The sequence below is a fragment of the Sorangium sp. So ce448 genome (assembly GCF_051520915.1).
In the GTDB taxonomy this organism is placed as follows: domain Bacteria; phylum Myxococcota_A; class Polyangia; order Polyangiales; family Polyangiaceae; genus Sorangium; species Sorangium cellulosum_B.
Genome location: NZ_CP150343.1, coordinates 4,066,191 through 4,078,982 on the forward strand (window position 1 = coordinate 4,066,191; position 12,792 = coordinate 4,078,982).

8 protein-coding genes are annotated in these 12,792 nt (G+C 72.2%); 3 read left to right on the forward strand and 5 right to left on the reverse strand.

The window, feature by feature from the left end:
* The 3 genes from WMF45_RS15600 to WMF45_RS15610 are packed head-to-tail and all read left to right on the forward strand — an operon-like array spanning position 1 to position 6,025.
* Positions 1 to 1,152: an HlyD family secretion protein gene (locus WMF45_RS15600; RefSeq protein ID WP_437717679.1), complete on the forward strand. Its 1,152-nt coding sequence runs from the start codon at positions 1 to 3 to the stop codon at positions 1,150 to 1,152.
* Positions 1,149 to 3,917, forward strand: a complete 2,769-nt coding sequence (locus WMF45_RS15605; protein WP_437717680.1) for an ATP-binding cassette domain-containing protein — start codon at positions 1,149 to 1,151, stop codon at positions 3,915 to 3,917. The genes WMF45_RS15600 and WMF45_RS15605 overlap by 4 nt, the downstream gene beginning before the upstream one ends.
* Positions 3,914 to 6,025 carry an ATP-binding cassette domain-containing protein gene (locus WMF45_RS15610; RefSeq protein ID WP_437717681.1) on the forward strand — a complete coding sequence of 704 codons (2,112 nt, stop codon included), beginning with the start codon at positions 3,914 to 3,916 and terminating at the stop codon, positions 6,023 to 6,025. Before WMF45_RS15605 ends, WMF45_RS15610 begins: the two co-directional genes overlap by 4 nt.
* Positions 6,026 to 6,193: 168 nt before the next feature.
* On the opposite strand, the gene WMF45_RS15615 is transcribed toward WMF45_RS15610, so the two are convergent.
* From WMF45_RS15615 to WMF45_RS15635, 5 genes are all read right to left on the reverse strand, one after another.
* Positions 6,194 to 6,346 (reverse strand): hypothetical protein, encoded by a 153-nt coding sequence (locus tag WMF45_RS15615; RefSeq protein ID WP_437717682.1) that lies wholly within the window; start codon positions 6,344 to 6,346, stop codon positions 6,194 to 6,196.
* Positions 6,347 to 6,703: 357 nt separating this feature from the next.
* Positions 6,704 to 7,228 (reverse strand): hypothetical protein, encoded by a 525-nt coding sequence (locus tag WMF45_RS15620; RefSeq protein WP_437717683.1) that lies wholly within the window; start codon positions 7,226 to 7,228, stop codon positions 6,704 to 6,706.
* Positions 7,225 to 8,238: a hypothetical protein gene (locus tag WMF45_RS15625; protein WP_437717684.1), complete on the reverse strand. Its 1,014-nt coding sequence runs from the start codon at positions 8,236 to 8,238 to the stop codon at positions 7,225 to 7,227. The genes WMF45_RS15620 and WMF45_RS15625 overlap by 4 nt, the downstream gene beginning before the upstream one ends.
* A 92-nt stretch (positions 8,239 to 8,330) precedes the next feature.
* On the reverse strand, positions 8,331 to 10,079 hold the full coding sequence (locus tag WMF45_RS15630; protein ID WP_437717685.1) for a hypothetical protein: 1,749 nt from the start codon (positions 10,077 to 10,079) through the stop codon (positions 8,331 to 8,333).
* A gap of 870 nt (positions 10,080 to 10,949) precedes the next feature.
* Entirely contained in the window at positions 10,950 to 12,563 is a 1,614-nt protein-coding gene (locus tag WMF45_RS15635) for a sigma 54-interacting transcriptional regulator (RefSeq protein WP_437717686.1), read from the reverse strand.
* Positions 12,564 to 12,792 lie beyond the last annotated feature (229 nt).

The following is a 12,792-nucleotide window of genomic DNA, read 5'->3' on the forward strand; positions in this document are numbered from 1 at the left end:
GTGGCCTCGCCGTTCTTCCGCACGATGCGGTCGCTCGAGACCGAGCGCGGTCCGAGGACCTGGATCCGCCTCGCCGTGATCCTCGCCGTGCTCGGCGCCTGGGCGGGCTGGATGCACGCGGCGCGTGTCTCCGTCTACGCGACGACCGGGAAGGCGCGCCTGGAGGTCAGCCGGATGGCCCACCGCGTGGCCGCCGCCGAGCCCGGGCGCGTGTCGGTGGTGCAGGTCTCGCTCGGCCGCCACGTGGAGCAAGGGGAGGTGCTCGTCGAGCTGGACGCCGCCGTCGAGGAGCGGCGCCTGGAGGAGGAGCGCACGAGGGCGGCCGCGCTCGCGCCGAAGATCGAGGCGCTGCAGCACCAGATCGCGGTCGAGGAGGAGGTGCGCGCGTTGCAGGTGAAGCTGTCCGACGCCTCGGTCGCGCGCGCCAGGATCGACCTGCGCCAGCGGGATCTCTCCGCCGCGCACGGCGAGGAGCTCCGCGCGATCTCCGAGCGCCTGCACGACGAGCGGCTCGCGTCGACGGCCGACCACCTCGAGGCGAAGAGCCGCGCCGCCGACGAGCACCTCAAGGCGGAGGGGGCGCGCGCCGATGTCCAGCGGCTCTCGGTCGCGGGGCGCCACGACGAGCGGCAGACGGCGGCCCGCCTCGCCGAGCTGGCCCGCGCGCTCGGGGATCTGGTGGCCGAGCAGCAGGCGGCCGACGCGGCGGTGCACACGGCGCTCGCGCAGATCGAGCGGCGCAAGGTCCGCGCGCCCATCGCGGGGAAGCTCGGGAACATCGCGGCGCTCCAGGTGGGGGACGTGCTCAAGCCGGGCGACCTCGTGGCGACGGTCGTCCCGGGCGACGACCTCCACGCCGTCGCGCTCTTCGCGCCGTCCGACGCGGTGGGGCGCATCGTCCCCGGGCAGAGGGCGCGGATGCGCCTCGACGGGTTCGCGTGGACGCAGTTCGGCATGATCGAGGGGGAGGTCTCCCACGTTGCGAGCGAGCCGTACGAGGGCGCGATCCGCGTCGAGCTGCTCGTGCGGCCGGAGAGCGCGGCGTCGATCCCGGTGCAGCACGGGATGCCGGGGACCACCGAGGTCGAGGTGGAGCGCGTCTCGCCGTGGGCGCTCCTCCTGCGCGCGGTGGCGCCGGGAGGTGCGCGATGAAGCGCGCGTTCCTCGTCCCCGAGGTGCTGCAGGCGTCGCTCATGGACTGCGGCCCCGCCGCGCTCAAGGCGGTGCTGCAGGGGTTCGGCGTCGACGTGCACTACGAGTGGCTCCGCGACCGCTGCCAGACGGACGTGGACGGGACGTCGATCGACGCGCTCGCCGCGCTCGGGCAGGAGCTCGGGCTCGCGACCGCCGAGGTGGTGGTCCCCCACGACAGCTTTCTCCTGCCAGAGGCCGACTGCCTGCCCGCGATCGTGGTCAAGCGCGGCGCGGGCGGCGCGCTTCACTTCGTGGTCGTCTGGCGGCGGCTCGGGCCGTTCGTGCAGATCCTCGACCCAGGAAGCGGGCGCCGCTGGGTGCGCGCTGAGCGCTTCATGGAGGACATGCCGCACTTCCCGATCCCGATCTCGGTCGATCGGTGGCGGCGGTGGGCGTCGTCCGCCGACTCGCTCGGCCCGCTCCGCGCGAAGCTGCGCGCGCTGCGCGCAGACGGGGAGGCGCTGATCGCCCGGGCCGACGCGGACCCGGGGTGGAAGCCGTTCGCGGCGCTCGACGCCGCGGTGCGGATGGTGGCGCGCCTCGTCCGCGGCGGCGCGATCGCGCGCGGGGGCGAGGCGCAGCGCGTGCTCGAGGGCGTCTTCGAGCGCGCCCTGGCCGGGGAGGCGGGCGCCATCCCGAAGGGGTTCTTCTGGGCCACGGAGGGCAAGGCGCCGGGGAAGCTCCTCGTGCACGGCGCCGTCATCGTCCACGTCGGCCCGCGTCGCCCGCGTCAGCGCGGCGCGGGCGAGGCCAGCGCGGCCGCGCCCGCGCCTGCGTCCTCGGCTGTCGCGCCGCCGCCGAGCTACCGCGGCAGCGCCGCGCCCGAGGCCGCGCGCGCGGCCACGCCGGACCGGCCCGCGCCGCGCGCGAGCGCGACCGCGGCGCTGCCGGCGTCCGTTCGCCGGGAGCTCGAGCTGCCGACGCCATCCCCCTCGCGCCTGTTCTTCTGGATGCTGCGCGCCGACGCGGGCGGGGCGCTCGCGCTCGTCGGGGTGGCGCTCGCGGCGAGCGCGGCCATCGCGGCGATCGACGTTGTCGTCCTCCGCGGGCTGTTCGACGCGGTGAAGAGCGTCACCGTCGCGTACCAGCGCGCGCTCGGGATCATCGCCCTCGTCGCGTTCGCCGCCGGGGGCCTGGCGCTCGAGATCTTCGTGGCCCACGCCGTCTCGCGCCTCGGGCGCGCCCTCGAGGTGCGCTTCCGCGCCGCGTTCCTGGAGAAGCTGCCGCGGCTCGAGGATCGCTACCTGCGCAGCCGGCCGACCTCGGACATGACCGCGCGGGGCCACGCGATGCACCTGATGCGCGAGGCCCCGGCGCTCTTCGCCCGCATCGCGCGCGCGGCGCTGTCGTTCGCCGCGACGCTCCTCGGGGTCGTCTGGCTCTACCCGGGCGGCGCGTGGCTGTCGCTCGTGGCGGCGGCGGTCGCGCTCGCCGCGCCGTACCTCGCGCGGCGGCCGCTCGTGGAGAGCCTCATGCGCCTGCGCACGCACGCGGCGTCGCTCGAGCGGTTCTACCTCGACGCCCTGCTCGGCGTGGTGCCCATCCGCGTCCACGGCGCGGAGCGGGCGGTGCGGCGCGAGCACGAGGCGCTGCTCGTCGAGTGGGCGCGGACCGGCCGGCTGGTGCACGCGCAGTCCACCGCCATGCTGGCCGCCCAGGGGATCGCGAGCACGGCCGTGGCGGTCGCGATCGTCGGCGGCTACGTCGCCTCCGGCGGTCCGGCCGCGGCGCTGCTCCTGCTCGTGTTCTGGTCGCTCCGCCTCCCCGCGGCGGCGCAGGAGCTCGTCGCGGCGCTGCTCGGCTGGAAGAACGTGCGCAACGCGTCCGTGCGCCTCTTCGCGCCGCTCGCGGCGCCGGAGATGGACCTGCCCCGCGCGCCCGCCGAGGGCGTAGGCGATGCAGCGGGCGCCGCGTGCGCCACGTCGATCGACCTCCGGGGCGTGAGCGTGAAGGCGGGAGGGCACACGCTCCTGTCCGATGTCTCGCTGAGCGTCCCTGCGGGGGCGCACGTCGCGATCGTGGGGGCGTCGGGCGCGGGGAAATCGTCGCTGCTCTCGCTGCTCCTCGGGTGGCTGCGGGCGTCCGGGGGGGAGGTGCTCGTCGACGGGCGCCCCTTCGACGACGCGGCGGTCGAGCGCCTGCGCCGCGCGACCGCGTGGGTGGACCCGGCGATCCAGCTCTGGAACCGCACGCTCCTCGAGAACATCACCTTCGGCCACGCCGGCGACGCCCTCGCGCGCGTGCCCCTGTCCATGAGCCAGGCCGAGCTCACCGGCGTCCTGGAGAGCCTGCCCGACGGCTTGCAGGCGGCGATCGGCGAGGGGGGCGCGCGCCTGTCGGGCGGGCAGGGGCAGCGCGTCCGCCTCGCGCGGGCGCTCATGAAGGGCGACGCGCGCCTCGTGCTCCTCGACGAGCCGTTCCGCGGGCTCGAGCGCGAGCGGCGCCGGGAGCTCCTCGCGCGCGCGCGGGAGCACTGGGGGCGCTCGACGCTCGTCCTCGTCAGCCACGACGTCATGGACACGCTCGGCTTCGACCGCGTGCTGGTCGTCGAGGGGGGCAGGGTCGTCGAGGACGGCGCGCCGCGCGAGCTCATGGACGACCCGCGGAGCCGCTACCGCGCGCTCGCCGAGGCGGACGCGCGGGCGCGCGACGAGGTGTGGTCGAAGGAGCGCTTCCGGAGCGCGACGATGGAGGGCGGCCGGCTCCTCCAGGGGGCCGCGTGAAGGCGGGCGAGGCCGCGCAGGCCGCGCTGGCGGGGCTTGCGTGGCAGCCGTCCGCGCTCGGCCACGCGATGAGCGCGCTCACAGCCGCGTGCGGGCTCGCGAGCGGCGCGGCGCCGTCGCCCGGCGCGCCGCCCGAGGGCGACCCCACCGCGTGGATCGAGGCGTACGCGGGGTGCATGGGCGTCGAGGCGGAGGCCGTCCAGTGCAGCTTCGCCGAGCTCGCGCGCGCGCTCCCGTCCCTCGGCCCCTCGATCGTCCGCGTCGAGCAGGGCTACCTCGCGGTGATCTCCGCGGGCCGGCGGGGGCTCTCGGTGCTGACGCCGGCGCTCACGCCGGCGCGGATCCCGCTGGAGACCGTGCGCCGGGCGCTCACCGCCCACCTCGAGGATCGCCCCGCGTCGCACGTCGACAAGTGGCTCGCCGCGGCGCGGGTCCCGCCGCGGCGCGCCGCACGGGCGCGCGACGAGCTGCTCTCCCAGCTCGTCGCGGATCGCCCCATCGACGGCGTGTGGCTGCTGCGCCCCGATCCGGGGTCGAGCTTCCGGCGCCTGCTCTCGAGGCGCGGGGTGCTCCGCCGGGGCGCGATCTTCCTCGCGGCCGCCGCTTTGCAGATCGCGCTCGGCGTCTTCGCCTGGTGGCTGATCGGCGCGGGCGCGCTCGACGGCGACGTGCAGCCGGGGTGGCTGCTCGCGTGGGTGCTCCTGTCGCTCTCGGCGCTCTTCGTGCAGCTGTTCGCGTCGTTCACGGGGGGCATGCTCACGATCGACGTCGCCGCGCTCCTCAAGCAGCGCCTGCTGTGCGGCGCGCTCCGCCTGGATCCGGCGACGATCCGGGCGCGCGGCTCGGGCGAGCTGCTGGCGATGGTCTCCGAGTCCGAGGCGGTCGAGACGGCCGGGCTCGGCGGCGCGCTTGGAGCGATCGTCGCGCTCGTGCAGCTTGCGAGCGCCGCGGCGGTCCTCGCCGCCGGCGCGGGCGGCGGCCTCCACGTCGCGCTGCTCCTCGGGTGGACCGTCGCTGTGGCGCTGCTCGGGCGCCGCTTCGCCCGGGAGCGGGCGACGTGGACGGGCGAGCGGTTCGCGATCACGTGCGGCTTCGTGGAGCACGTCGTCGGGCACCGGACGCGCGTCGCCCAGCAGGCCTCGCAGCTTCACCACCTGGAGGAGGACGCGGCGCTCGAGCGCTACCACCGCGCCGCGCGCGGGATGGATCGCGTGGGGGATCTCCTTGCGTCGCTCCCGGCGCGCGGTTGGCTCGCGCTCGGGCTGCTCGGCCTGGTCCCGGCGGTCCTGGGCGGGGTGGGCGCGGGCCCGCTCGTCGTCGCGACCGGCGGCATCCTCCAGGCGCAGGCCGCGTTCGCGACGCTGGCGACGAGCCTCGGCGCGCTGCTCTCGGCTGCGGTGTCGTGGCGCTCGATCGCGCGGCTTTTCGTGGCGGCCGAGGGCCGCGAGCCCGCCGGGATCCCCCAGGCCGTGCTCGGGCGCCCCGCGGCGTCGGACGTCGTGATCGAGGCGCGGGGCGTGTCGTTCCGCTACGACGGGGAGCGCGGCGAGCCCGTCCTCCGCGGCTGCGACCTGGTCCTCTCGAAGGGCGACCGGCTGCTGCTGGAGGGGCGCTCCGGCGGCGGCAAGTCGACGCTCGCGGCCGTGCTGAGCGGCCTTCACGCGCCGTCGTCGGGGCTCGTGCTGCTGCGCGGCCTCGACCGGCGGACGCTGGGCGGGGCGGCGTGGCGCAGCCGTGTGGCGAGCGCGCCGCAGTTCCACGACAACCACGTTCTCTCCGGGACGCTCGCGTTCAACCTGCTGATGGGCCGCGCGTGGCCCGCGTCGCCCGAGGACCGGCGGGAGGCGGAGGTCGTCTGCCGCAAGCTGGGGCTCGGGCCGCTGCTGGACAGGATGCCCTCGGGGCTCGATCAGGTCGTGGGCGAGACGGGGTGGCAGCTCTCGCACGGCGAGCGGAGCCGGCTGTTCCTGGCGCGGGCGCTGCTCCAGCGCTCGGATGCGGTGATCCTCGACGAGAGCTTCGGGGCGCTGGATCCGCTCACCGCCCGCGAGTGCGTGGGCGCCGTGCTGGAGCGGGCGCCGGCGCTGATCGTCATCGCGCACCCGTGAGCGTCAGGGGGCGGAGGACGGCCTCGGCATGGCGGTCGTTGTCGCTGCCGTGAGAGCCAGTCGGTGAGAACGGCTGCTCGCGGCAGAGAACACGAGAAAGCGCGGGCTGAGCGATTCTACTGATCCACTCAGTCCAGTTGGGCTAACTCGACCACGCGACACGAGCGGCTACGGCCGCTTGCCGGAGCAGTAGGGCATCTCCCTGGTGAACTCGGGGTGCGCCAGCACGGCCTGGACTGCCTCGGCGACGCTGAGGTTCTCCCCAGGCGGCAGGAGAGCCAGGACGTAGGTCACCTGCTCCTCGATGCAGGTGGGCGACACTCCGGAATCCTCGTCGATCCCGGGTGGGCCCGCATCCTCAGGAGGTTTGCCTGGAGCGTTGCCTGAATCCTCGTCGATCTCGGTCGGGCCCGCATCGTCAGGAGGGTTGCCTGGAGCGTTGCCTCCGGATGTCCCTCCGCACGCCGGGAGTGCGGCAGCGAGCGCGACCACCACGAACCAAAGCTTTGACTGGCGCATGTGCCCTCTCCTGATGTCTGCGTCTGCAGGCCGGCGGTCAGCCGGTCCTTCATTGGATATTCCTCTGGAGTGCCACCACGTGATGTTCCTCTGGAGCGCCGCCGCAGGAGCGCGCTGGCATTGCCGGGATCGGCACCTCGCGATCCCGGCCGTGCAAGCTCACGGGCGCGCCTGCGGGAGCTCGTACCGGACGTCGCCGGAGGGGTAGGTGAGCTCGACCCACTCAAACCCGTGAGCATCGACGATCTCTCGTGCGCTGGGCTCCGGCGCCTCGATGGCCGACAGCTTCTCCTTCGCCTCCAGCATGCGCTTCTGCTCCGCGTCCAGCTGCTCCTGCGTGATGCGGCTGGATATCGTGTTGAAACGATCGAGCGCCGCCTCGACCTTCTCCACGTCGACCTTCGGCCGCTGGCTGGCGTCCTCGGACGGCGCGTCCGCGGCCCCGGCGGCCGCTCTGCCCGGTCGGAGTCGCGCGCGGCTCGAGGGGGCGCCAGCGCGCTCCTTCGCCTGCGCATGCTCGCCTGCCGCGGTGCGCTCGCCCGCCTGCCCACCCCCGTTCGGCACATCCCCGAGCCGGAGCGCCGTTGCCGCGCGGCCGAGATCGCCCCGCGTTCCCGCGGCGACGAGCCCGAGCGCCGCGACGACGGCGACAGCGCCCGCCGCGATCCATCGGCGCCGGGTCATTGCGCCCCTCCCGCCTGCGCAGCAACGTAGTCCTTGCCCCGCGCGCGCAGGGTGACCAGCTCGAGATCCCCGCCGTCCACGCATTGCTGCAACTGGAACGGCTCGCCAAGCCCGTCGATGCTTCCGACACAGTGCTCCGCGACCGCCGAGAAGAAAGCGCGCGAGAGCGTCGGTTTGTTCGCAGTCACGTAGACCACCCAATCCCAGTAGCTGCTGAACTCGATCTGGGCGACGTTCCTCGCCTCGTCGACCGTGAGGAAGCCGCCGTCCACGGCCGTGACGAACAGGGCATCGAGCCGCGCCTTGCGGTCGACCGCCCACAGGCCGCCGGGATGATAGAACAGCGGATAGAGCGACCGGATGAGATCGAGCAGCGGCTGACCGTTGAAGACGGTCGCGTCGAACTGGTCGGTCAGCATGCCGGAGGTGGCGGCCCGGATGTCGGCCTTGTTCCGCTCGAAGAACGGCAGCGAGTTTCGCCTCGTCTGGCAGCGGTTGGCCTTCCAGTTATCGAACATCTGCCGGCCGCCGTTCCTGGCGGCCTCGCGCTCGGTATCGCCCGGCAGGGCACCGCCGGCGAGCAGAAGGTTCAGCGCCGCGATCTCGACGCTATCCTCCGCGAGCGAGTGGAGGCACGAGAGCAGGTTATTGAGGTACGCCTCCGTGAGATTCCTGTTGGCCGAGCGCGGCTGGGTGAGGGCGTTGTAGCCCCACCGGACAGCGCTCCCCGACGGGCGCGCCGTCGCCGAGAAGCGATAGCCGTCCGCGGCGCCGTCTCCCGCGTCGGTCACAGCGTCGGTGAGCTGCGTGGACAGATCGGACGAGATCGCAGCGTTCCCCTTCGGAATGACGGCGACCGTCGGCATGGGCGCGAGCTCCGTGCTGCCGCCCGCGGCGGCCGTGTAGCGCACCTCGAATTCCTGCGGCGCTGTCTGCGCTGCCGTGGATCCGGAGGCGCAGAGGGCGACGAGGCCCGCGACCACCCCTGCGTGTTTCGGACTCTTCAACATGTTTCGCATGACTTCCTCGCTGAAAGCTCCGTTGAGCGGCGTAACACGGCGGCGGGGGCCGGTGCCGCCGACCCCCGCCGCCGTGCGATCGATCAGATCTCCGTCGACTCCGCGTCCACGCAGTCGCCGAAGACGTCCGTCTCCGCGCAGGCCTCTTCGCCCACGTCGACCTCCGTGGTCGCCTCCGGGAATAGCGCGTCCGGGCATGCCTTCATGACCTTGGTGAGGCTCCCCGCGGCCGGTGTCCAGCAGACCAGCGGGAATCCGTCGAACGAGTAGCGCCGGGTGCCCGTGAGATTACGCACGTTATAGCTCTGCTGCACATGGATCGCATCGATGCTGCTGGTATCGAGGATGGTCGTGTGCCAGTAGAAACCGCGGGTCTCGCCGATGAGCCGGGCACCGATGCCAGGGAAGATGCCCCCGCCGAGAAACAGGCCGAAGACGTCGCCGAACCAGCCTCCGCGCTTGGGGCGCTGGGCGTTCGCCTGGTGCTGCTGCAGCTCGGCCTCGATCGACTTGCGGTACGCGTTCTTCTCCCGCTTGGCGGCCTGCTGCCGCTCCCTGTGCAGCTTGGTGTAGTAGCGGTCCAGGTCCGTCAGGATATGATAGAATGCCGAGTCCTCGGATCCCTTCGGGATGTCGAGTCGGCAGCCGCCGAACCCAGAGTCGATGCTGTCATACTTGATCTTGTTCGTCAGGTCTCCGTCATAGATGATGGCGCCGTCCTTGATGTCGGCGCGGCCCTGGGCCGTCCAGCCGGTCTTGAAGTCGCACTCGATGCTTCCGACGAAGTCGGGCACGGCCACCGTCACGTCGGCCTCGAAGCGGACCGGCAGCATGACGGACGTCACCTCGGTGGGACCGCCGTGGGAGAAGCGCGCGGGCCTCACGCCGACGTTCGTGTACTCGATGAGGACGCTGCAGGAGCGGACGCTGCCGCACGCGCCGCCGCTGCCGAGGTTGACGCCGCGGATCTGTTCGGCGCTCTGGCGCGTAATGAGCCCGTCCTCCTGATCGAAGACCGTCTGCGCCGTCGGGCGGGCGTACACCTTCGTGGGCGACAGGTTCTTGGCGACGACGTCCGGGCGCAGCTCGAGGTAGACGCGCAGCACGTCGCGCTGCTCCGCGGTGTAGCCGCTCTCCAGGATGGCCTGGCGCAGGCCGAACTGGCCATTGCTCGCGCGCGCGCGCAGCTGGGTCAGGCCTGCGACCCAGCTCTGCGGATTGCTGGAATTGAGCAGCGCCTGCTCCTGGGCGTTGGGCGCCACGCCGATGCGGGACATCTGCAGCACGAAGCTGTTGGCGATGGATCGCCGCAGCGAGCTCCCGAGGCTGGCGGCGCCCTCGGCGCCCGCGCTGGCGAGCGCGGCGATCTCCGCCTCGACGGCGGCCAGCTCGTCTTCGAGCTGCGGGCGCAGCTGCTCGAGGCTCTGGCGAGCGATCGGATCGATGGAGCCGGCGAGGGCCTTATCGATCTTGTCGATCTTGTCCTCGATATCCTTCTGGCGGAGGGTCAGCCGCAGGTACTCCTGGGCCTCCAGCTCGAAGGAATTGAGCAGCTGGTCGGCCGCGTCCAGGATCGCGAGGGCGTAATCTGCGAACGAGTCCGCGCCGACGGCGCTCCGCGTGGGGTTCGGCGCGAAGAAAGGCGCTGCCCAGTAGACCTTGGCGACCGAGGGGTCGTTGCGCCTCTCGTCCGTCGGGTTCTTGTGATCGTCGTAGAAGGCGATCTCTGCGAGCGTCGCCATGAACTCGTCGACTTGCGTCTCCGTCATGCCGCGCTGGTTCTTCAACGTCTCCCGGAGCGACTGCGACACCGGCAGTTGCGTTAGCTCCATGGTGGGGGCGGCACTCGCGGCGCCGGAAGCGATCATGATTGCCGCTGCAGAGACGAACGCAACGTTCAACTTGCCACGTTTCATTCTATCACTCCTTGTATTGTGCAGAAAAAATGACTGTTTACGTGATCGAATTTCGAGGGCCAGGAATGGGATGCTGTGATGAGATTGCGAGGCCTGCTGTCCGTGAGCCAGGGCGTGCGTCGCTGGCGAAGGATCCGCCCCATGACCTTCTGCGGCGCTCGATGCCCGCCGGCTCATGGTGGGCGGCAGCCGTCTTCGGCTGGGCTCAATAGCATCCGCCATGCCAGTGTGCAGACAGGCTGCAGTGCAGGATGTCGAACGCCGGACGCCGCGTGAGGCGCAGTCGTTTGCGTCACCTCGTCAGCGAGGGAACCGACTGACCTGGGCTCGTCCGGCGTTGCGATCCGCGTCGCGAGAACCTGATACGAATAATGAGGAACGAAGGTCGGCTCCGGAAGACGCGCGAATGGATGCGGTGGAGCTGCTGCCGAGGTGAAGCCGCGCCCTGCTCACTGCTGCTTGGAGGGGTCGCCGCGCCGGCGGTTGACGCGTCGGTGACGACTTGACGCGTCGGCGACGAGGTGATGCGTCGGTGACGAACTGACGCGTCGGTGACGACCGGACGCGTCGGTGACGACCGGACGCGTAAAGCCACCGGGCGCGTGTCGACCTGAGCTGCGCTGGTGAAAAGAGCCTGGCGCTCGAACGCTGGCGCCCATGGGTGATCGGGTTCGAGCCCGATTCCCCGTCGAAGCGCGCGCTATGGCAGATCCGCGAGCGAGCCCAGGCGTGCCTGCCTCATTCTCGGCGGGGCATGTCCGTGTTCCGGCGGGCCAACACCGCACCCTAGCCCAGACCGAGATCGCGTACCCGACGCGCCAGCGCCTCCTCCGACACCTGGAGTCGCTCGACCATGCGCCCGAGATCGCCTTCGCACTCCCGGTGGCAGCTGGTGAGTTCTTCGAGCGTCAGATCCTGCGCCGCGCGGAACCGCGGATAGCGTTCGATGAGCACGTAGATCGAGGGGCGGGTGATGCCGAGCCGCTTCGCGGCCTCGGCGCGGTTCCACCGGCTCGCGTGGAGCGCGTCAGCCAGCTCGTCTTCGGTGATGTCGGCCGTCGAGCGCCGGGTCGGGTGGGGCGCCGCGTCGGTCGCGGAGGCCGGAGCGGACGCGATCTGGCCCGGCGGAGCCGCGGGCGCGGCTGGCTCAGGCCTCGTGGGTGAACGGGCCGCGTGCCGTGCCGGCGAATCGTCCTCGGGCAGCTCGGCGCCCGCGCTCGAGGGCGCGGCCAGGAGCCGCTCCACCGCGGGGGTGACCTCGAGGCGGTCCCTGCCGCGGCTCCCGATGACGAGCTGCCGTATGACGTTCCGGAGCTGTCGGATGTTGCCCGGCCAATCGTACTCGGCGAGCCGGGCGACGAGCGAGGCCGGGAGCCACGGTTTGTCCTCCGGCGCGGGGGGAGCGAGCCGGTGCATCTCACCGACCCGCTCTAGCTCCTCGCGGAAGAAGCGGATCAGGAGCCGGCCAATATCGTCCCGGCGCTCGCGCAGCGGCGGGACGCTGAGCTCATACGCGGAGAGGCGGTTCAGCAGAGGGGCGCGAAACATCCCGCTGGCCACCTTCGCCTCGAGATCCGCGTCCGTGGCCGCAATCACCCTGGCGTCGACCTTGCGGACCTGCGCGCCCGTGCGCTGCACTTCGCCGGTCTCGAGGACACGCAGCAGGGCGATCTGGAGATCGAGCGGGGCGTCTCCGATCTCGTCGAGGAACAGGGTGCCGCCGTGCGCCTGCTCGAAGTAGCCCTTCCGTTGCACAGCGCCGCTGAAAGATGCCTTTTCGGTGCCGAACAGCTCCGCGCTCGCCAGCGTCGGCGCGATGGCGCTGAAGTTGATCGCCACGAACGGACGCCCGCGCCGTGGCCCCGCCTGGTGGATGGCGTGCGCGACGAGCTCCTTACCGCTGCCGGTCTCTCCGCGGATCAGGACGGGCAGCTCGATGTCGGCGACACTCCGCACCTCCCAGAGGAGCTGCCGCAAACCGTCGCTGTCGCCGATCAGCTCGCGCTCCTCGCCTGGCACGCTGCTGCCTGTGATGAGGTCCTGCCGGGAAGCCGAAGCGTGGAGCAGGAGAACCACGCGATGACCGAGCTCGAGGATGACACCCCGCCTGAGCTGCGCGGCGGAGAAGTGGGCGGCGGACTGTAGGCGCTTGCCGTGGACCACGACCACCGTGCTGCTGTCGCCAAGCTCGAGCCGTACTCCCCCGTCGGTGGCTGGAAACAAGCGCAAGGGTTTGCGGCTCAGGTACTCGTCGGCGAGCGGCTCGCCCCCCGATCGACCAGGCGGCGCGAAGGCAGGCTCCGCCCGCGACAGCGGCGCTGCCCCGCCCGCATCGAGGTCGGGGAGCAGCGCTCGATCTCCGATGCGATCCAGGCAGGGGTGGTACAGGATCGTCAGCATCCGCCTTGCGGCGCTGCCTTGCGCGCCGCCGGTGGTGTGCCGGCCAATGAGCGTCGATCTCTCGAGCAGTGCTCGGCTTCCAGGCTCCATTGGCACGGCATGTTGAACATGGCGCGCAGCGGCCGCAAGAACCAGGGAACCACGCGATAGCGATCCGGGGACACCCTGCCGCGACCGGCGTTCCGCCCTCCTCGAACGGCACTCGACCGACGTCGCTGGCACAGGCCCT